The organism is Pseudomonas syringae pv. coryli str. NCPPB 4273 (assembly GCF_000972175.1).
In the GTDB taxonomy this organism is placed as follows: Bacteria; Pseudomonadota; Gammaproteobacteria; order Pseudomonadales; family Pseudomonadaceae; genus Aquipseudomonas; species Aquipseudomonas syringae.
The window spans coordinates 44727-63779 of sequence record NZ_AWQP01000002.1 but is presented as its reverse complement, the minus strand read 5'-3'; the positions used below and the strand labels follow the sequence as shown (position 1 = coordinate 63779).

The 19053-nt window shown below is 59.9% G+C and carries 21 protein-coding genes; 13 read left to right on the top strand and 8 right to left on the bottom strand.

All coding sequences use genetic code 11. The features are described 5' to 3' along the window. Window positions 1-55 precede the first annotated feature (55 nt). Window positions 56-1477, top strand: coding sequence for a sugar porter family MFS transporter (locus P406_RS00725; RefSeq protein WP_024664442.1), 1422 nt, complete (start codon window positions 56-58; stop codon window positions 1475-1477). A 48-nt stretch (window positions 1478-1525) separates the two neighbouring features. Here the strand turns inward: P406_RS00725 and P406_RS00720 are convergent, their stop codons facing one another. From P406_RS00720 to P406_RS00685, 8 genes are all read right to left on the bottom strand, one after another. Next, a complete protein-coding gene (locus P406_RS00720; protein WP_046235022.1) occupies window positions 1526-2146 on the bottom strand; it encodes a LysE family translocator in 621 nt (206 codons plus the stop codon). 49 nt (window positions 2147-2195) lie between these two features. Further along, entirely contained in the window at window positions 2196-3170 is a 975-nt protein-coding gene (locus P406_RS00715) for an ornithine cyclodeaminase family protein (RefSeq protein WP_144431028.1), read from the bottom strand. Next, on the bottom strand, window positions 3171-3740 hold the full coding sequence (locus P406_RS00710) for a carboxymuconolactone decarboxylase family protein (RefSeq protein WP_046235094.1): 570 nt from the start codon (window positions 3738-3740) through the stop codon (window positions 3171-3173). It abuts the gene before it with no gap. A 65-nt stretch (window positions 3741-3805) separates the two neighbouring features. Continuing rightward, the gene (locus P406_RS00705; RefSeq protein ID WP_004403028.1) at window positions 3806-4426 is read right to left on the bottom strand and encodes a hypothetical protein; all 621 of its coding nucleotides are present in this window, start codon (window positions 4424-4426) and stop codon (window positions 3806-3808) included. A 26-nt stretch (window positions 4427-4452) separates the two neighbouring features. Continuing rightward, window positions 4453-5412 carry a branched-chain amino acid transaminase gene (locus tag P406_RS00700; RefSeq protein WP_046235021.1) on the bottom strand — a complete coding sequence of 320 codons (960 nt, stop codon included), beginning with the start codon at window positions 5410-5412 and terminating at the stop codon, window positions 4453-4455. Window positions 5413-5414: 2 nt separating this feature from the next. After that, a complete protein-coding gene (locus tag P406_RS00695; RefSeq protein WP_046235020.1) occupies window positions 5415-6812 on the bottom strand; it encodes a phenylacetate--CoA ligase family protein in 1398 nt (465 codons plus the stop codon). A gap of 25 nt (window positions 6813-6837) precedes the next feature. Then, the gene (locus P406_RS00690) at window positions 6838-7260 is read right to left on the bottom strand and encodes a DUF2000 domain-containing protein (protein ID WP_004403022.1); all 423 of its coding nucleotides are present in this window, start codon (window positions 7258-7260) and stop codon (window positions 6838-6840) included. Window positions 7261-7274: 14 nt separating this feature from the next. Continuing rightward, window positions 7275-7655, bottom strand: coding sequence for a Dabb family protein (locus tag P406_RS00685; RefSeq protein WP_016567350.1), 381 nt, complete (start codon window positions 7653-7655; stop codon window positions 7275-7277). A 233-nt stretch (window positions 7656-7888) separates the two neighbouring features. On the opposite strand from P406_RS00685, the gene P406_RS00680 reads away from it, so the two are divergent. From P406_RS00680 to P406_RS00625, 12 genes are all read left to right on the top strand, one after another. After that, entirely contained in the window at window positions 7889-8368 is a 480-nt protein-coding gene (locus P406_RS00680; protein WP_004403020.1) for an Lrp/AsnC family transcriptional regulator, read from the top strand. A 61-nt stretch (window positions 8369-8429) separates the two neighbouring features. After that, window positions 8430-8810 (top strand): glyoxalase superfamily protein, encoded by a 381-nt coding sequence (locus tag P406_RS00675; protein WP_046235019.1) that lies wholly within the window; start codon window positions 8430-8432, stop codon window positions 8808-8810. A 222-nt stretch (window positions 8811-9032) separates the two neighbouring features. Then, entirely contained in the window at window positions 9033-10838 is a 1806-nt protein-coding gene (atzF, locus tag P406_RS00670) for an allophanate hydrolase (protein WP_046235018.1), read from the top strand. A gap of 15 nt (window positions 10839-10853) precedes the next feature. Continuing rightward, window positions 10854-11963: a BMP family ABC transporter substrate-binding protein gene (locus tag P406_RS00665; RefSeq protein WP_004403015.1), complete on the top strand. Its 1110-nt coding sequence runs from the start codon at window positions 10854-10856 to the stop codon at window positions 11961-11963. Window positions 11964-11972: 9 nt separating this feature from the next. Beyond that, entirely contained in the window at window positions 11973-13082 is a 1110-nt protein-coding gene (locus tag P406_RS00660) for an ABC transporter permease (protein ID WP_046235017.1), read from the top strand. Next, window positions 13075-13995, top strand: coding sequence for an ABC transporter permease (locus tag P406_RS00655; RefSeq protein WP_024639183.1), 921 nt, complete (start codon window positions 13075-13077; stop codon window positions 13993-13995). Before P406_RS00660 ends, P406_RS00655 begins: the two co-directional genes overlap by 8 nt. A 25-nt stretch (window positions 13996-14020) precedes the next feature. After that, on the top strand, window positions 14021-15037 hold the full coding sequence (locus P406_RS00650; RefSeq protein WP_004418891.1) for a formamidase: 1017 nt from the start codon (window positions 14021-14023) through the stop codon (window positions 15035-15037). Window positions 15038-15041: 4 nt separating this feature from the next. Next, on the top strand, window positions 15042-15728 hold the full coding sequence (gene biuH / locus P406_RS00645) for a biuret amidohydrolase (RefSeq protein ID WP_046235016.1): 687 nt from the start codon (window positions 15042-15044) through the stop codon (window positions 15726-15728). Beyond that, on the top strand, window positions 15725-17266 hold the full coding sequence (locus tag P406_RS00640) for an ABC transporter ATP-binding protein (RefSeq protein ID WP_167338273.1): 1542 nt from the start codon (window positions 15725-15727) through the stop codon (window positions 17264-17266). The genes biuH and P406_RS00640 overlap by 4 nt, the downstream gene beginning before the upstream one ends. Then, window positions 17263-17940 (top strand): cysteine hydrolase family protein, encoded by a 678-nt coding sequence (locus P406_RS00635; RefSeq protein WP_046235014.1) that lies wholly within the window; start codon window positions 17263-17265, stop codon window positions 17938-17940. The genes P406_RS00640 and P406_RS00635 overlap by 4 nt, the downstream gene beginning before the upstream one ends. Beyond that, entirely contained in the window at window positions 17940-18335 is a 396-nt protein-coding gene (gene hpxZ / locus P406_RS00630; protein ID WP_046235013.1) for an oxalurate catabolism protein HpxZ, read from the top strand. Before P406_RS00635 ends, hpxZ begins: the two co-directional genes overlap by 1 nt. Continuing rightward, a complete protein-coding gene (locus P406_RS00625; RefSeq protein WP_003341908.1) occupies window positions 18332-19018 on the top strand; it encodes a GntR family transcriptional regulator in 687 nt (228 codons plus the stop codon). Before hpxZ ends, P406_RS00625 begins: the two co-directional genes overlap by 4 nt. Window positions 19019-19053 lie beyond the last annotated feature (35 nt).

Genomic DNA, 19053 nt, shown 5'->3' with positions numbered 1-19053 from the left:
GCGTGACATCCACGTACTGGCGCAACGCTGGTTTCAAGCCAAGGACTTCAGATTCATGTCTTCAAGTAGCACCTCAGCAGCGGCGGGTCAGCAAGGCCGGCAACGCGCTGCATCGAATCGACTCATCTTTATCTCTGTGCTTGTGGCGACCATGGGCGCGCTGGCGTTCGGGTATGACACTGGCATCATCGCCGGCGCCCTGCCGTTCATGACCCTGCCCGCCGATCAGGGCGGCCTGGGTCTGGATGCGTACAGCGAAGGCATGGTCACCGCGTCACTGATTGTCGGCGCCGCGTTCGGCTCGCTTGCCAGCGGCTATATCTCCGACCGCTTCGGACGCCGCCTCACATTACGCCTGCTGTCAGTGCTGTTTATCGCCGGCGCACTGGGCACCGCCATTGCGCCGTCGATTCCGTTCATGATCGCAGCACGCTTCGTGCTGGGTATCGCGGTGGGCGGCGGCTCTGCCACAGTGCCGGTGTTCATCGCCGAGATCGCAGGCCCGTCGCGACGTGCGCGGCTGGTCAGCCGTAACGAATTGATGATCGTCAGCGGCCAGTTGCTCGCCTATGTGCTGAGCGCGGTCATGGCGGCCTTGCTGCATACACCGGGGATCTGGCGTTACATGCTGGCCGTCGCCATGGTGCCAGGCGTGTTGCTGCTGGTCGGTACGTTCTTCGTACCCGCGTCGCCGCGCTGGCTGGCCTCCAAAGGCCGTTTCGACGAAGCGCAGGATGTGCTGGAGCAACTGCGCCCCAGCACACAGGACGCGCAGCGCGAAATCGACGAGATGAAAGCGCAGGACGAAGAAGCTCGCCATCGTCCCAAAGCAAGAGAATTGCTGCGTCAGCGCTGGGTCATCAAGTTGTTGCTGATCGGTGTAGGTCTGGGCTTTACCGCGCAGTTCACCGGGGTGAACGCGTTCATGTACTACACGCCGATCATTCTCAAGAACACCGGGATGGGCACCAACGCTGCGTTGACTGCGACGATCGGCAACGGCGTGGTGTCAGTCATCGCAACCTTGCTGGGCATCTGGGCCATCGGTCGCTACGGGCGTCGGCATTTGCTGATGACCGGCCTGGTCATCGTCATTCTGATGCAGGCAGCGCTCGGTTGCGTGTTGCAGTTCATGCCGCAGAACATGACCCAGAGCTACACCGCCCTCGCCTGCATTCTGGTGTTTCTGCTGTTCATGCAGATGTGCATCTCGCCGGTCTACTGGCTGCTGATGTCAGAACTGTTCCCCATGCAGGTGCGCGGCTTGCTGACCGGCACAGCGGTATCGATGCAGTGGTTGTTCAACGCATCGGTAGCGTTCACATTCCCGATTGCAGTCGATACCATCGGCAACCCGACGTTCTTCATCTTCGCCGCCATCAACATTGGCTCGTTGATTTTCGTGTTCCTGTGCCTGCCGGAAACCAAGGGCAAGTCGCTGGAGCAGATCGAAAAGCATTTGAAGAAGGAGCTGTAACGGCGACCGGATGAGGTCGCCAATGGCCTCATCCACCCTCCAGGCAGATCAGCGCACCAGCATCGAAGCTGCCGCCGCTACCATGATTGCCGCCGCACCGCGAAACAGTTTTCTTTGCGCACTCTCACTCGACAGCAAATGTCGAATGCGCAAGGCGGCAAATATGAACACGGCCCCGACCGCCAGCAGTACCAGCACCGTCAGCGGCACCAGAACCAGCCCCCACGTCTGCAAAGAGACCGTTTCAAGATTGATGACCAACGGCAAAAGCGCCAGATAAAAGGCAATGGTCTTGGGGTTGCCCAAGGTGATGGTCAGCCCGGACGCGGCCGCGGACAGCAACTCTTTTTTCTTCGCTGATTTTCCGATTTCTATGGCTTGATGATCTGCGAACCAGAACTGCCAGGCCAGATAGCACAGATAAATCGCCGCCCCCCATCGCACTATCTGAAACAACGCATTGAAGTGTTCGGCAATCATGGCAAGGCCAAATACTGCAAATGAAAGATAGGTCAGGTCACCGAGGATCAGCCCGGACAGCAGGCAGAAGCCTGACACCGCCCCGCCGCTGACACTCCGTGCGACCAGCGCTGCCATACCGGGGCCAGGAATGGCGGCGGCAATACCCAACGCTGCCGAATACGTAAGAACCTGAGTCAGATCAAGCATGTTGCACTCCTTGAAATAATTATAAGTGCCCGGCGAGCAGCGCCGTCAGTCATGTAAGACTGCTACCGTTGCAACGGGACGCGACCCACTGGCGGATTATTTCCCGAGAGAACACCAGGTCCTGCACCGCCAGCCCTACCGACTTGAAAACTGTTATGCCTCGGTTTTTTTGCAGTGTTTCATCTTTGCAAAGTGTGCCGATCTCTGTTGCGCAACCCGACTGGGGAAGCAGACCTTTTTGAACGGCCTTGATCACGCAGTCGGATGCAGCCAGCACCGAGCGATTGCAGTCAGTGAATAACGTAATGTCCTGGTAGACATCCTCGTGCAACTCCTGAAAACCAGGGGCTGAAGCGCCGATCGCGTTGATGTGACAGCGCACCGGAAGATCCGCATGAAACAGAATGGGCGAACGTGCAGCGGTGGTGGTACAGATGATATCGGCGTCGCGCACGGCTTCGGCAGCGCTAGTGCAAATCGAAACGGGCAGATCGCAGTGCTGCGCGCTCCAGGCTGCGAATTCGCGGCAGGCCTCGTTGCTGCGCCCCCATACCGAAACGTACCTGATGGGCCTTACCGCTTGCATTGCCTGCAGATGAGCTCTCGCCTGCAAGCCTGTGCCCAGTATGGCAAGACGACTGGCGTCGGGGACGGCTAGCAGCCGCGTCGCATGAGCCGATGCAGCCGCTGTACGGATTTCCGTCACTGCACCTGCGTCCACCGCGACGACAGGAGTCACCTGCGCTTCGTCATAAATCAGGATCGTGCCCATGTGAGAGGGACCGCCGGCAGCCTCTCCGAACCTGACGACCACTGACTTCAGACCGAATCCCTGGTAAGGACCACTCTTGATGTAGGCAGGCATGACCCCCATCAGTGCGTTATCGCCGCCCTTGATAACCGTACGTAACGGCTGCTCTACCTGTCCTGATGAATGTAACCGGAACGCTGCCTCGCTAAGGTGGAGACTTAGCTGAACATTGATCAGCGACTTGACTGTACTGCCGTCCAAATGAAGCATCATTCAGGCCTCGGACACTGTATTGAGCCCTTGAAAGGCGTCCCACTTGAACCGCGCATCGATTTCAGTACCGGCAATGCTGTTCAGGATCGTTGACATGTTTTTCTGTGCGACAGCGAGAACCACGTCCAGCATGTTTTGTTTACTGAAGCCCGCCTCGAGTACACACTGCACGGCTGTCACGCTCAAGCGGCCACGGCAGTTGATCACTTCCAGGGTAAACTCGCGCAATGCCTGCAAACGGGTATTCAAGCGCCCAGGCTGATGAGCCAATGCCTCGACCACGGACTGATCAACGCCCTTGGACAAGGCAATGAAGGCATGCGCCTGGATGGTATAGGAGCACCCGTTTTCTACCCCCGTGGTCATCCAGACCACCGCTTTTTCCTCCTCGCTCAACGAGCTTTCGATAACCAGGTCATGCGCCCGCTGGTAAGCGCCCAACAATGAAGGCGACTCGGCCATATAGGCACTTTGATTGGGGATCCAGCCAAAGTTGTCGATCGAACTCTGGAGCAACGCTTTACTTTTCAGGGGGGCGGAGTCGATCGTGTGGAGCTTCAAGACAGTCATGATGACCTCGATCAAAAGTGATTCGGGGCTGCCCGGCTCGACCAGGTGCCCTTATGTTTGGGGAATCAGCGCCAGCGTGCGCTGACTTCAACGGGCTGGGTGCTCCACTGGATCGGCGCGAAGACGGACCAGAGCATGCGGATGGGGCGCGTCTTCGATATGAACTGCAGCCCATGGATATGGGCTGCCACCTCGGTGGTCAGCGCGACGTCGACTTCGCCCCTGGCTACCGCAGCTGCAGCGGCACTGGTAGAAAGCGAAAAAATCACCGAGTCGACTTCAAGACCGTCGGGCAGCAACTCCTGAATCAACATGAGCGGAGCGGGATGGGTAGCTATCGTCAGTTTTCTGGTAGTCAATGGCCCCTTGCTCACCAGACCGTACTCCGGGGTGTCAAAGACGAACGTCGCCACAAGGCTTAACCGCGGGTTCATATAAAAGTTATGAATCTGCGGATAGGCGTTGGCCACGATCAATACGCCGGGGATGCGCTCGTCCATCGCTGCGCAGGCATGCTCATAAGAGTCACTGAGGTTGATCTGCACCTGTGATTCAGGAAAACGCTGGCCAAGCCATTCGGTAAAGAAACCAGCCGCCGCTTCACTACTGGTTCCACTCGGCCCCAGTGTATGGATCATCACCTCGCGCCAGTCGCCCACACTCAAATTCAGGAATTTACTGTCCATTGTCATAAATCTCCGGATGATCGATTTCAAAGGGGGCTCAGCCAGTGGGCATATCGGCTATGCGAACCTTTCACCGTTTGCAGGTAGAGGCTTCTCAGCGCGGCGGTCAGCTCGCCCACTTTGTGGTTCTGCAATACGTAATGATCAATCTGTGTCACGGGGACGATCTCGACACCTGTGCCGGCAAGGAAGCACTCGTCGACCGAATACAATTCGGAAAACGAGATGTCTCGCTCCACCACGTTCAAGCCTAGTATTTCTCTGGCCAGGGTCATGATCGAATCCCGGGTAATGCCCTCAAGAATGTGTGCACTAAGAGGCGGTGTGATGAGGCATCCATCCTTGACCACGAATACATTGGAGGTGGTTGATTCGGCCAGATTGCCGTGAATATTCAACATCAATGCATCGTCAAAACCGTTACGTTGCGCCGACTCCATAGCCAACGCCGAGTTGGCATAGCTACCGGTGATTTTCGCCCGCGAGGGAAGAGATACATCGGGGATGCGTCGCCAGCTCGAAACGGCGCAGCGGATGCCGGCAGCGGGCATGTAGGCTCCCATCGCCAGCGTGTTGATAACCAGCCCGGAGCTGACGCCAGTCAGTTTTACTCCAAAACCGACGCCGGGCATCAGCGCCTTCTTGTAGGCCATGGGCCTGATATAGCTGTCGGTCAGCGCGTCATTGCGACGCAGTAAATCGAGAATGATTTCCTTTAGTTCGGCGCGGCCCGGCAGGCTGTCCAACTGCAGCAACCTGGCTGAGTTCTCCATACGTTTAAGATGATCGTCCAGCCTGAAGACGTTCAACTCGCCGTTGTCAGCAACATAGGCGCGTATACCCTCGAACACCGCGGTGCCGTAATTGAATGCCTGGGTCGTTATCGGAACCAGAGCGTCTGCAGCGGCTACAAAACGATCATCCAGGTACACCCATGGGTGCGGTTTGCGCGGAGTACTTGTGGTGTTGAGCGGTACGTCGGCCATGGTCAGGCCCTCCGCGCAGCGATCTTCAAGGCGGTATCACGCTCCAGATTATCGCCGCCCGTGCGTTTGTCGTGGAGTCGCGCAGCCTTCCAGCTGACCATCGCTGCTGTGCCGGTCACCGCATCGGTCGGGCCGACAGTAATACTCACAGGAACACCGAGTGCGGTCTCCATATAGCTGGCGACGGTGTTCAGGTCGTTTCGGGCTTCGCTATTGGGCTGCAACTCGATAATGACGCTTAATTTATCGATACCCGACACGGTTTCGACCTGAATGTGATAGTCCAGACAACCTGTCAGATGCTCGAACAGCGCTGCTTCAACGTCGTAGGCGCAATGATTGCGTCCGTTTATGACCAGCGTGTCTCTGAGCCGTCCGATGGGGATGATCTGCCACTTGCCCTGACTCAGAACCCGGGCTCTGACCGTGTCTCCCGTGCGATACCGAATCAGAGGCTTCTGGCCCTGATAGAGGTGCGTGATAACCAGCTCGCCGGTCATCTGGCCGTCTTTCGGCTCCATGACTTCGCCGGTGATCGGATTGACCACTTCATAGACGACATTCAAGGGCACGGTGCACAAGTGCCCCTGCTTGTCACAGGCGGCAAGAATTGAAGACTCCTGCGATGCGTACATGCAGTTGTAAACCGCACTGCCCCATACATCGCCAATGTTGCGCAACAGGCCAGGGGTGGTGAGTTCACCCAAGGTGAATATCAGCTTCACACCCAGCGCTGAGGGATTCTGCCCCTTGTTTATCAGGTGCCTTGCCAGGCTGATTGCAACGGCGGGAGTACACACCAGTGCAGAGATTTTCAGCTCCCTGATCAGCGTAACGACGCGCTCCATACCGACGACCGGTGAGCGCGGCCACATCTTCACTACCGTATGTCCCAGACTGCGGCAGACGTCCTCGAATGTATCCCCGGTAGAGTGCAGCTCCGTAGGCCCCATGACACCGACTATATGGCGCTCGCCGTGAGCCTGAAAAAGCGCCTCGTAACGAAGTATCAATGGGGTGTTGTTGAATATCGAATCCCGCTCGTTACGCGGGCAGGGCGTGGCCGCACCCGTTGTGCCGGTGGTTTCGTAATAGATCCACGCATCAGACAGCGGAGCAGAGAGCATGAAGTGACCTGCCGTGCGCAAGTCATCTTTCGTAGTAAATGGCAACTGGCGGAAAGCATGCCAGTCCAGCGTGCTTAATGCAGCGTCCGACGCGGACAACAGGTCGCGATAAAACGGAGAATGGGCGTTGACATAACGAAGTGTCTGCCTGAGACGGTCGAGTTGAATAGCGTTCAGTTCCTCGACAGAGATACCATCACTTTCAAACAATGCATGCTGCTGGTACGTGACACGCGCCAACTCTAAAAGATCCGGTTTGAATAAAGCGTACACGACAACCTCCTTGTCATTGAGATAATTACTTGAACAGTGGAAAGTTTCCTGACAACTTACTGATCTTTTTCTTCGGCCCTATCAGCCCGATCGCGACCAACTCGATGGACGAACTGTCAGCCTCCGAGATACGCGACTCGTACTCCTGATATGTTTTGCAGGATTGCGCCAGTGCACTGAACGGAATGCTGAAAATCTCATCATCGGCCAGGGCTTTTTCCTGAAGCTCGTGCAGGCTTTCATTGCTGGACAACAGAATCGGCAAAGGCGCGTAGATGACGCCAGGGTAGTTGACACTGTCGCTGCTCTGCATGTCCGGACCGACCAATCCCTCTACGGAGCGCCCCATACTGACGCCGATGACGCTGACTGCGTTCGCGGCATGCCCCAGCCCCAGCGCCTTATCAACAACGATTACACACTTGTGAAGTGCCGCATCAAAATTCATGGATCCCCCTCAAACTATCGAGAAACGCTCACCGCATCGAGCGGTGCGCTGACCACGTCAGTCCAGCCATCAAGCAGCCCTGACCACTGTGTTGTGTCACTGTTGATATCGATATCCACGACCTGCCAACTGGCGATCTTCTGCCACTTGAGCACGCCGTCCTGGTGATCAGGATGAATAAGGAAACTTGACAGTTCTTCCTGACTTTCAAATAAGCCCATAACCACAAAGTCCATTGCTCTTTTACGCACGCTTATATTTCTTCCACAGGCCCAGCCTGCAATCTCGCTAATACGGTGCGGGTGTCCACGGGTGGCGGCTTCTGCCTCCAGGACTTCACTGTCACACCATTGAAAAGGCTCATGAAACTTGAAGAAAACCAAGTGGAGAATCATGCATCGTCCTTGTTTATCGCCGACCACGTTGACTGGATTATTTAAACGCGGGGCTGTCCCTATTTACTTTCCAACGATCCGGCTAACGGCAAACAGTGTAGTGGTGAGACGTTTGCCAAACCGTGTCTGGAAAAAATACTACACGCTTTAAACGGGAAAAAATCATCTATTCTGATTGCCTGCATCACCGAATTAGGTAGAATTTCCCCCATCCACAAGGAGTTGCGGAATTTATGACCTACCAGACGTTGAATCCTACTGATGTAAGGATCCTCACGGCTCTGCAGCAGGACGGCCGTATCACCAATCAGACCCTGGCCGACCAGATCGGCATGTCTGCCTCGCCCTGCTGGCGACGGGTCAGGCAACTGGAAGAACATCGCTATATCCAGGGTTACCGAGCCGTTCTGGACCGCCGCAAGATAGGGCTTGGCGTCATGGTGTTCATTCGTATCAGCATCGACAGTCATAGTGAGGCCGAGGCCAGAAAATTCGAGAAGGAAGTCATGCAGCTGGAAGATGTCGTGGCGTGCTACAGCATCGGCGGCGATGCGGACTTTCTGCTTCAGGTCGTGGCGCCCGATCTGGATTCCTTTGCTGACTTCGCCATGACCGTGGTCAGACGATTACCCGGCATCAAGGAAATGCAGAGCATGTTCGTGCTCAAGGAAATAAAACCGTTCGTCTCGTTCCCGGTAAAGCAGCCCGCATAGCATAAATGCGTGCATCGGCATCAATGACTGCACGCCCATCATCTCAAATAAAGGAATAGCAATGTCTGCACAGGAGCCAGCCACCGTGACCTTCACCAGCGCCATCCCGATCCTGCGGATGTTCGATGAACGCAAGGCGCGTGAGTTCTACATCGACTTTCTCGGTTTCAGCATCGAATTCGAGCACCGCTTCGAAGCGGATCTGCCGTTGTATCTGGGCATCAGCCGTAACGGGTTGAACCTGCACCTCTCCGAGCATCACGGTGATGCCTGTCCAGGTGCGGCGGTGTTCATCCCGACGCAGAACATCGAGCAATTGCGCGATGAGCTGATCGGCAAGCAGTACGGCTATGCCCGCCCGGACATCGTCCAGCAAGGCTGGGGAAAGACACTGGAAGTCTGCGACCCGTTCGGTAACCGGCTCAGGTTCTGCGAGAGCTGAGAAACCTGCATTGATGTCAGCCGTGCGGCGATACATTCGCCCTGCGGCTGACACGACCTATCTTTGTGCACGCAGAGATATTCAAGCGCAAACATGACGCATGACTGCTGAATAACACCCTGCCAATTGCCGGTAACCTCCCTGTAAATCGCCCTCTGACCAAGCTTGGCCCGTAACGTGCAAACGCGTCAGTTCATCTTGTATACATGAATGAACACCACCATGACTGCACTCGATATCCCTGAACTTCAGTCGGCGCTCAGCTCGGGCGACACCACCCTGACGACACTGGTGCAGACCCTGACCGCACACATTGATGCGGATGACCGGGCAGAGGTCTGGATTCATCGCGTCCCGCTGGCACAGCTTGTCGAGCGGGCAAAGGCGCTGGAGAGTATCGCCGAACAACTGGGCGATGCGCTGTATGACCGATTGCCGCTGTTCGGCGTGCCCTTTGCGGTCAAGGACAATTTCGACGTGGCGCACATGCCGACCACGGCTGCTTGCCCGGCGTTCGCCTACGTGCCCGAGAACAATGCTCACGTTGTGCAACTGCTGCTCGACAGCGGCGCAATCCTGATGGGCAAGACCAATCTCGATCAATTCGCCACTGGCCTGGTGGGCGTCCGTTCGCCCTACGGCGCGGTGCGCAATGCGCATGATCCGGCCTACGTCAGCGGCGGCTCGAGTTCCGGCTCGGCAGTGGCGGTAGCGCGTGGCTACGTCAGTTTTGCACTGGGCACGGACACCGCAGGTTCAGGCCGCGTGCCGGCCGGCTTCAACGGCATCGTCGGGCTCAAGCCCAGCCTTGGCCTGTTCAGCAGCCGCGGAGTCGTGCCTGCCTGCCGCACGCTGGACTGCCCATCCATCTTTGCCAAGGATGTCATGCAAGCCTGGCAGGTGGCGCAGGTCATTGCAGCTTACGACCCGCTGGATGCGTCCAGTGTGGCCGTGCAGGCATTGCCGGTGCAGCGCAGGGTTCGGCGTGTCGCCGTGGCGCGGCACTGCGAGTTCTTCGGTGATGAGCAGGCAAAGGCGGCTTACCTCAAAACCCTTGAAGCCCTGCAGAACGACCCGTTGGTGAAGGTCAGCACTATCGAGTTCGACGTGTTCGCCGAGGCGGCTGCCCTGCTGTATCAAGGCCCGTGGGTGGCGGAACGCCGCGCTGCGATCGGCGAATTCTTCGCCAGCAACGCGGCCGATATACATCCTGTGGTACGCGGCATTGTGCAGAGCGCGGATTCATTCGACGCCGTGGACACGTTCAACGCGCGCTATCGCCTGGCAGAGCTGACCCGCGCTGCGCAGCAGTTGCTGACCGACATCGACGTGCTGGTGGTGCCGACCGCGCCGTGCATGCCGACCATCGAAGCAGTGCTCGGCAATCCGGTCACGCTCAACTCACAGCTTGGCTATTACACCAACTTCGTCAACCTGATGAACATGTGCGCCATCGCCATCCCGACAGATCGTCGCGTGGACGGACTGCCTACGGGCATCACGCTGATTGGCCCGGCCGGTGCCGATCAGCGTCTGGCAGAGATCGCCGCCGCCTGGCAACCGCTGTTCGGCCAGGCTGACCAGCGTGACGCCGTGGCGATGGCCCCCCTGCCCTATAACAGCCCGACCGTGCAGGTTGCGGTGGTCGGTGCCCACCTCGTTGGCCAGCCACTCAACTGGCAATTGCTCGAAGGCGGCGCGCGTCTGCTGCGCAGCACAACCACCAGCGCGGATTACCGCCTGTATGCGCTGGCAGAAACGACGCCGCCGAAGCCGGGACTGGTGCGCGTCGCTGAACAGGGCGCGAGCATCGAGATAGAAGTCTGGGAAATGCCGCTGAGCCAGTTCGGCGCTTTCGTCGCGGCCATTCCAGCGCCACTGGGCATCGGTTCCCTGCAATTGGCCGACGGCCAGTGGGTCAAGGGTTTCATCTGTGAACCTGGCGGCCTTGAAAGCGCGCTGGACATCACTGACTACAAAGGCTGGCGCGCCTACCGCGCCGCGCACACATCTTCCATCGCTCAATGACCCGAGGTAGCACACATGTCGAATGTTGATCGTCGCAGTTTCATCAAGTTGGCGGGCATTATCGGCCTGAGCGCAGCGCTGCCTTTCGGTCGCGCCTATTCAGCCGATGCGCCACTGGTAGTGGGTTTCATCTACGTCGGCGCTCGCGACGACTTTGGTTACAACCAGGCCCACGCCCAGGCAGCGGCCATCATCAAGACGCTGCCCAACGTCAAAGTGATCGAGGAAGAAAACGTTCCGGAAACCGTGGCCGTACAGAAGACCATGGAAGCCATGATCCGTCAGGACGGCGCCACGTTGATTTTCCCGACCTCGTTCGGCTATTTCGAACCGCACGTGGTCAAGGTCGCGAAAAAGTACCCCGACGTCCGTTTCGCGCACTGCGGCGGTCTCTGGCAGAAAGGTCGCGACCCGATGAACGCGGGGAGCTTTTTCGGTTACATCGACGAAGCGCAATACCTCAACGGCGTGATCGCCGGGCACATGAGCAAGAGCAAAAAACTCGGTTTCGTCGCCGCCAAACCTGTGCCGCAAGTGCTGCGCAACCTGAACGCGTTCGCCATGGGTGCCCGCTCGGTCGACCCGAGCATCGTCACCACAGTGATCTTCACCGGTGACTGGTCGCTGCCGGTCAAGGAAGCAGAAGCTGCCAACGGCCTGATCGACCAGGGTTGTGACGTGCTGACCTGCCATGTCGACGGGCCCAAGGTGATCGTCGAGACGGCTGAAAAACGCGGCGTGATGACCTGTGGCTACCACGCCAGTCAGGCTGCGCTGGCGCCCAAGGGCTACCTGACCGGGGCCGAATGGAACTGGGAGACGCCTTATCGTGCTCACGTCGCGGCAGCCCAGAGCGGCGCGCCGATGATCAACTTCCTGCGCGGCGGGCTCAAGGAAGGCTTCGTCAAAACGTCTGCCTACGGGCCTGCGGTCACGGCCGACGCCAGGCAGAAAGCCGATGCCATCAAGGCGCAGATGATGGCCGGTCAGTTCGTGATTTTCAAAGGCCCGCTCAAGGACAACAAGGGCAACGTGGTGATTGCCGATGGCGTCGCCCAAGGCCAGACCGACATTGCTCTGGAGAGCATGAATTACCTGGTCGAAGGCGTGCTTGGCCAGCTCTGAGGAACGTTCATGAGTTCATCGACAAGTCTGCGCCGCCTGGCCAGCGCGTTGTTGCCAGGGTTGCCTACAGTGCTGGCGGTGTTTTCCTCGTGCGTGCTGTTCGGGCTGTTCCTGGCGGTTCAGGGCAAGCCTGCCTGGCAGGCGCTGCAGCTGGTCGGCGAAGGCGCGTTCGGCTCGTGGTTCGCGCTGGAAAACACCTTGCAACGCGCCGCGCCGCTGATGCTGACCGCGCTGTGCGTCGCCCTGCCCGCGCGGGCCGGGCTGATCATCATCGGCGGTGAAGGCGCGCTGGTACTGGGCGGCCTGGCTGCCGCAGTGACACCCTTGTGGCTCAGCCATCTGTCAGCCGCTTTGATGCTTGCCTGCATGGCCGTCGCAGCAATGACCGTGGGCGCACTGTGGATTGGTCTGAGTGGCTGGATGCGCCAGCGTCGCGGGGTCAATGAAACGATCAGCAGCCTGCTGCTTTCGTACATCGCCCTGGCCCTGTTCCGGCAGTTGGTGGAAGGCCCCCTGCGCGACCCGGCAAGCCTGAACAAGCCTTCGACGCCGCCGCTGGACGATGCCTATATGATCGGCACGATCAGCGACAGTTTCGAGGTGCACTGGGGCCTGGTGGCGGGCGTCGTCGCCTGTCTGCTGGCGTACGTGCTGGTGCGCCACAGCGTCAAGGGTTTTGCCCTCGCCGTGGTCGGCGGCAACGTGCGTACCGCGCTGATGATCGGCTTGCCCGTGGACCGGCTGATCATGCTCAGTTGCCTGCTGGGCGGTGCGGCGGCGGGTCTGGCCGGCATGTTCGAGGTCACCGCAGTGCAAGGCAGCGCCAACGCCGCGCTGATCGCAGGCTATGGCACCAGCGGCATCCTCGTGGCCTTCGCCGCTCGCCATCATCCGCTGGCCATTATCGTCTGCGCCATCCTGCTTGGCGGGCTGGAAGCCAGTGGCGGACTGCTGCAACGACGGCTCGGTCTACCGGACGCCACCACGCTGATTCTTGAAGGTCTGCTGTTCACCAATCTGCTGCTCTGGGAAGCCCTGGGTGGGCGTATCGCTGCCTGGAAGATAAGGCTGACGGCGGCGCCTGCACCGCTCGACAAGGGAGCACTGCAACATGGCTGATATCGACCTGACTACCTTTCTGCTCGCCCTGCTGGCCGGAGCTATCCGCGTCGGCACACCTTTTCTGTTCGTCAGCCTGGGCGAATGCCTGACCGAGAAAAGCGGCCGGATCAACCTGGGGCTGGAGGGCATTCTGGTGGCGGGCGCCATGTCCGGATATGCCGTCGCATGCCTCAGCGGCTCGGCGTGGCTGGGCGTCGGCGCGGCTGCCGGGGTCGGCGTTCTGCTGGGCCTGCTGCATGGGTTGGCGTGCTCGTTGCCACGGGTCAACGACATCGCGTTCGGCATCGCACTGATCCTGCTCGGCACCGGCCTGGCGTTCTTTCTCGGCAAAGCCTTTATCCAGCCACAGGCGCCCATGCTGCCTTCACTGGCGCTGGGCGCCTGGAGCAGCGAAGAACGCGTGCGCTCGGCATTGAACATCAATGTGCTGTTCTTCGTCGGTGCAGCACTGGCGTTCGTTCTGCACTGGGGGCTGCGCACCACGCGCTGGGGGCTGATGCTGCGTCTGGTCGGCGACCATGCCGAAACCGCTCAGGCGCTGGGCTATCGACCGCTCAAGGTACGCATTGTGGCCACTGCGGTCGGCGGCGGGCTGGCCGGTATCGGCGGCGCCTACCTGTCGCTTTACTACCCCGGCAGCTGGAACGAAGGACTGTCCAGCGGTCAGGGACTAATGGCCGTGGCGCTGGTGATCTTTGCCCGTTGGCGCCCGTTGGCGTGTCTGTGGGCGTCGTTGCTGTTCGGCGCTGCCGGTGCCATCGGCCCGGCCCTGCAAGCGGTCGGGATCAGCACCGGCTACTACCTGTTTGCTGCAGCACCTTATGCGCTGACGCTGGTGGTGATGTACGCCACCTGTCGCCGTGGTCGCACGTTGAACGGCGCGCCTGGCGAACTCAGCCTGACGCGATGAACTGATCTTTTCGAGGAGGCATTGCATGGCCAGTGGTCTTGGTGGTTTGAACAAGTCGCCCAATGGTGTGGTGATCGGCCTGGCGCAACTGGCGCTGCCCGATCCGCATACGCGCGAGGCGTTGTGGGCGCAGACGCAGAAAGTGGTCGGCATGGTTGCCAAGGCGCGGCGCAGTAATCCGGGCATGGACCTGATCGTATTTCCCGAATACTCGCTGCACGGCCTGTCGATGAGCACGGCACCAGAGATCATGTGCAGCCTCGACGGCCCGGAAGTCATCGCGCTGCGTGAGGCGTGCAAGACGCACCGGATATGGGGCTGCTTCTCGATCATGGAAGCCAACCCGCACGGCAACCCGTTCAACAGTGGCCTGATTGTCGATGACCTTGGAGAGATTCGCCTGTACTACCGCAAGCTGCACCCATGGGTACCGGTCGAACCGTGGGAGCCGGGCGACCTGGGTATTCCGGTCTGCGACGGACCGCGCGGCAGCAAGCTGGCGCTGATCATCTGCCATGACGGCATGTTCCCGGAAATGGCCCGCGAGTGCGCCTACAAGGGCGCCGACATCATGCTGCGCACCGCGGGTTACACCGCACCGATCCGCCACTCGTGGAAGATCACCAATCAGAGCAACGCCTTCACCAACCTGATGCAGACCGCAAGCGTCTGTATGTGCGGCTCCGACGGCACGTTCGACTCCATGGGCGAGGCGATGTTTGTCGACTTCGACGGTACGATCATGGCTGAAGGGGGTGGCCGGGCCGACGAAATCGTCTGCTGCGAACTACGCCCCGACCTGGTCCGCGAAGCCCGTGTGCACTGGGGCGTGGAGAACAACATCTATCAATTCGGGCATCGCGGCTATGTGGCGGTCAAGGGCGGCGCACGCGACTGTCCTTACACCTACATGCACGATCTGAGCGCAGGCCAGTACCGCCTGCCGTGGGAAGACGATGTCGTGCATACCGATGGCAGCTCGTGCGGTTTTGCAGCCCCCGAGCGCGACTTCAAACCCACCCCCAGCAGTTGGAAGGAGTAACGCCATGAGCGAACGTCATATTGCATCGGCGCCCTACCCCTGGCCCTGGAACGGGCAATTGCATGCGCACAACACGGCCTTGATCGTGATCGACATGCAGACCGACTTCTGCGGCGTCGGCGGCTACGTAGACAGCATGGGCTACGACCTGGCCCTGACCCGAGCGCCCATCGAGCCGATCAAGGCGCTGCTCGCCGCGATGCGCCTGCTGGGCTTCACCATCATCCACACCCGCGAAGGCCATCGCCCGGACCTCAGTGACTTGCCCGCCAACAAACGCTGGCGCTCGCAGCGCATCGGCGCGGGAATCGGCGACCCGGGTCCGTGCGGCAAGATTCTGGTACGGGGCGAGCCGGGCTGGGAAATCATCGACGAGCTGGCACCGCTGCCCGGCGAAATCGTGCTCGACAAGCCCGGCAAAGGCTCCTTCTGCGCCACCGATCTGGAACTGATCCTGCGCACCCGCGGCATCGACAATCTGATCCTGACCGGCATCACCACCGACGTCTGCGTGCACACCACCATGCGCGAAGCCAATGACCGTGGCTTCGAGTGCCTGCTGCTGGAAGACTGCTGCGGGGCGACCGACCCTGGCAACCATGCGGCGGCCCTGAGCATGGTCAAAATGCAGGGTGGCGTGTTCGGTGCGGTCGGCCATTCGTCAATGCTTCGCGACTTGTTGGAAGTATGAACATGCGCGCCCCGAGCCTTGAGACAATTGGTGCCAGCAAGCATTTCGGTGCGTTTCGCGCACTCGACGAGGTGTCCTTCAAGGTCCGCGCCGGCACCGTCCACGCCCTGCTTGGCGAGAACGGCGCCGGCAAGAGCACGCTGGTCAAAGGCATCATCGGCTACAGCCCGCTGCAGTCGGGCAGCATTCTGATCAACAACCGCGAACACGAGATTCGCACCCCGCGCGACTCTCATCAGTTGCAGATCGGCATGGTGTATCAGCACTTCACCGTCGCGCCGGGCCTGAGCGTGGCGGAAAACCTGGTGCTGTCGCGCGGCGATCTGCCGTGGCGTATCGACTGGGCCAGCGAGCACCAGCGCCTGGAAGCGTTCATGGCAAAAATGCCTTTTCGACTGGACATCCATCGGCCGGTCAGCAGCCTGGCGGCTGGCGAAAAGCAGAAACTGGAAATCCTCAAACAGCTGTATCTGGAGCGTCGGCTGGTCATTCTCGACGAACCCACTTCGGTGCTCACGCCGCAGGAAGCCGACGAAGTGCTGGGGCTAATGCAGGCGATGGCGCATCGTGGCGAACTGACCGTCCTGATGATCACCCACAAGTTTCGCGAAGTCAGCACCTACGCCGATGACGTCACTGTGTTGCGCAAGGGTCGCTGGGTGGGCAGCGCGGCAGTGGCTGACACCACCACACAACAGATGGCGGCGTGGATGATGGGCGAGGCACAGGTACGCGGGGTGAGCAGCGAGCGCCCGCTGATGGCGGCACGCCCGCCGCAGTTGCAGGTGAAAGGCCTGGATGTACCTGGCGACAAAGGCACGCTGGCGGTGAAAAATCTGTCTCTGGCCGTTCACCCGGGTGAGATCGTCGGGGTTGCAGGTATCTCCGGCAACGGTCAGCGCGAACTCACCGAAGCGCTGCTCGGCCAGCGCGCCTTCAGCGCCGGGCAGATAGCGGTCGACGGTCAGCCTTACCACGCACGGCGTGAACAGATGCAGCGCCTGCGCGTGTTCAGCCTGCCTGAAGAACCCCTGCGCAACGCCTGCATCGGCACGTTCAGCGTGGCTGACAACCTGGCCCTGCGCAATTTCGACCAGCCGCCGCTGTGCCGCCAGGGCTGGCGTCTGGATCGTCGCGCATCAGGTGTCCAGGCACGCAGCCTGATTGAGCAGTTCCAAGTGTCGCCCAACGATCCTGATCGGCCGATCGGCACCTTGTCCGGGGGTAACGTGCAGCGCGCTGTACTGGCCCGTGAACTGACCCACGACGTCGCGGTGCTGATCGTCGCCAACCCGGTATTCGGTCTGGACTTCGCCAGTGTCGCGCTCATTCACCAGCGCCTGATCGACGCTCGCAACAGCGGCACAGCGGTCCTGCTGCTCAGTGAAGACCTCGACGAACTGCTGAGCCTGGCAGACCGTATCGTGGTCATTCACGACGGCGAGCTGGTGTTTGAAACCCGTGCAGCAGACGCCGACCGTACCGAGCTGGGCCGACACATGGCCGGGGCCGAGCATCTCGCGGGGGAACCGGCATGATCAAGGTCAATGCGCGCCCTGACCGCTTCGCCTTCGACACGTCCCGTACCGCTGTGGTGATCATCGACATGCAGCGCGATTTCCTCGAACCCGGCGGCTTTGGTGCCGCACTGGGCAACGATGTCGCACCGTTGCAAGCCATCGTACCGTCCGTGCAACGCCTGCTGGCGCTGGCGCGCGATGAAGGCATGACGGTGATCCATACCCGCGAATCACACCGCCCGGACCTTGCCGATTGCCCGCAAGCCAAACGTGACCATGGCTCGCCGGGCCTGCGCATCGGCGATCCCGGTCCGATGGGGCGCATCCTGATTCGCGGCGAACCCGGCAATCAGATTATCGACACCCTGGCACCGCGCGCCGGCGAGTGGGTCATCGACAAACCTGGCAAAGGCATGTTCTTCGCCACCGACCTGCAGCAGCGGCTGACCGACGCGGGGATCACGCATTTGATCTTCGCCGGCGTCACCACCGAAGTCTGCGTGCAGACCAGCATGCGCGAAGCCAACGACCGGGGTTATCGCTGCCTGCTGATCGAGGACGCGACCGAAAGCTACTTTCCCGCGTTCAAACAGGCCACGCTGGAGATGATCACCGCACAAGGCGGGATTGTCGGCCGGGTTGCCTCACTGACGGACCTGGAGCAGGCGCTGCAGACAAGGAGCACACATTGATGGACATCAACCTCCCCCACGTGGTCGCTGAAGTGACCCACGCCTTTCACGACTACGAACGCGCCCTGCTGGCCAATGAGCTGAGCACGCTGGATGCGTATTTCTGGGATTCAGAACAGACCGTCCGCTACGGCGTCGCGGAGAACCTGCAGGGCGCCGACACGATTGCGCGCTATCGACGCCAGTGTCAGCCGGTCGGACCGGGCCGCACGCTGCTGCGCACTGTGGTGAGCACCTTCGGTGAAGACTTCGCCACGGTCAGTACCGAGTTTCATGATGGCGTCACCCAGCGCCTTGGCCGGCAGATGCAAACCTGGGCGCGACTGGAGGGCGGCTGGAAAGTCGTTGCCGCACATGTCAGCATTGACCTGAGCAGCCTGGAGCCACGCCCTTGAATTCCCCGAACACCACCAACGCGCTGGCTGAAGACGTCTATCGGCGGCTCAAGCAGGAGATTTTCGACTTCTACCTGCTGCCCTACGATCGCTTCACCGAAACCCAACTGGCCGACCGTTATCAGGTCTCGCGAACACCAGTGCGTGACGCGCTCTACCGCCTGCAGCGCGAAGGCTATCTGGATGTCGAGTTCCGGCGTGGCTGGTCAGTCAAGCCTCTGGACTTCAACCAGATCGACCAGCTATACGATCTGCGCATCGTCCTGGAGTGCGCAGCGGTCGAGCGCATCTGTGCATCGGCCGAAGTGCATCCGGAACTCACTGTTCTGCGCCAACACTGGTTGATAGATCGCGATAGCTGGCAGATAGACATGCAAGTAGTCGCCGACCTCGATGAACAGTTCCATACCCAACTGGTAGCCGCTTCAGGCAACCTGGAAATGGCCCGTATCCACCAGGAAGTGACCGAGCGCATCCGGATCGTGCGCCGTCTGGACTTCTTCAAAAGCGCACGTATCGAACACACCTACCTCGAACACGCCGCGATCCTCAATGCCCTTCAGGCGCGCAAACGTGACGAAGCATTATTGCTGCTGCGTTCCCATGTAGAGATCAGCAAACTGGAAGTACGCAAACTGACGATCTCCATGCTCAGTGATGCGCGGCGGCGGTATGAGGCGTGAGCGTATGTGCGCTTTGCGATCTGTAGCCAAGCGCT

Coding starts and splice junctions, on each gene's coding strand:
- P406_RS00725 (WP_024664442.1), top strand. CDS start 56: ATGTCTTCAAGTAGCACCTCAGCAGCGGCGGGTCAGCAAGGCCGGCAA.
- P406_RS00720 (WP_046235022.1), bottom strand. CDS start 2,146: ATGCTTGATCTGACTCAGGTTCTTACGTATTCGGCAGCGTTGGGTATT.
- P406_RS00715 (WP_144431028.1), bottom strand. CDS start 3,170: ATGATGCTTCATTTGGACGGCAGTACAGTCAAGTCGCTGATCAATGTT.
- P406_RS00710 (WP_046235094.1), bottom strand. CDS start 3,740: ATGACTGTCTTGAAGCTCCACACGATCGACTCCGCCCCCCTGAAAAGT.
- P406_RS00705 (WP_004403028.1), bottom strand. CDS start 4,426: ATGGACAGTAAATTCCTGAATTTGAGTGTGGGCGACTGGCGCGAGGTG.
- P406_RS00700 (WP_046235021.1), bottom strand. CDS start 5,412: ATGGCCGACGTACCGCTCAACACCACAAGTACTCCGCGCAAACCGCAC.
- P406_RS00690 (WP_004403022.1), bottom strand. CDS start 7,260: ATGAATTTTGATGCGGCACTTCACAAGTGTGTAATCGTTGTTGATAAG.
- P406_RS00685 (WP_016567350.1), bottom strand. CDS start 7,655: ATGATTCTCCACTTGGTTTTCTTCAAGTTTCATGAGCCTTTTCAATGG.
- P406_RS00680 (WP_004403020.1), top strand. CDS start 7,889: ATGACCTACCAGACGTTGAATCCTACTGATGTAAGGATCCTCACGGCT.
- P406_RS00675 (WP_046235019.1), top strand. CDS start 8,430: ATGTCTGCACAGGAGCCAGCCACCGTGACCTTCACCAGCGCCATCCCG.
- atzF (WP_046235018.1), top strand. CDS start 9,033: ATGACTGCACTCGATATCCCTGAACTTCAGTCGGCGCTCAGCTCGGGC.
- P406_RS00665 (WP_004403015.1), top strand. CDS start 10,854: ATGTCGAATGTTGATCGTCGCAGTTTCATCAAGTTGGCGGGCATTATC.
- P406_RS00660 (WP_046235017.1), top strand. CDS start 11,973: ATGAGTTCATCGACAAGTCTGCGCCGCCTGGCCAGCGCGTTGTTGCCA.
- P406_RS00655 (WP_024639183.1), top strand. CDS start 13,075: ATGGCTGATATCGACCTGACTACCTTTCTGCTCGCCCTGCTGGCCGGA.
- P406_RS00650 (WP_004418891.1), top strand. CDS start 14,021: ATGGCCAGTGGTCTTGGTGGTTTGAACAAGTCGCCCAATGGTGTGGTG.
- biuH (WP_046235016.1), top strand. CDS start 15,042: ATGAGCGAACGTCATATTGCATCGGCGCCCTACCCCTGGCCCTGGAAC.
- P406_RS00640 (WP_167338273.1), top strand. CDS start 15,725: ATGAACATGCGCGCCCCGAGCCTTGAGACAATTGGTGCCAGCAAGCAT.
- P406_RS00635 (WP_046235014.1), top strand. CDS start 17,263: ATGATCAAGGTCAATGCGCGCCCTGACCGCTTCGCCTTCGACACGTCC.
- hpxZ (WP_046235013.1), top strand. CDS start 17,940: ATGGACATCAACCTCCCCCACGTGGTCGCTGAAGTGACCCACGCCTTT.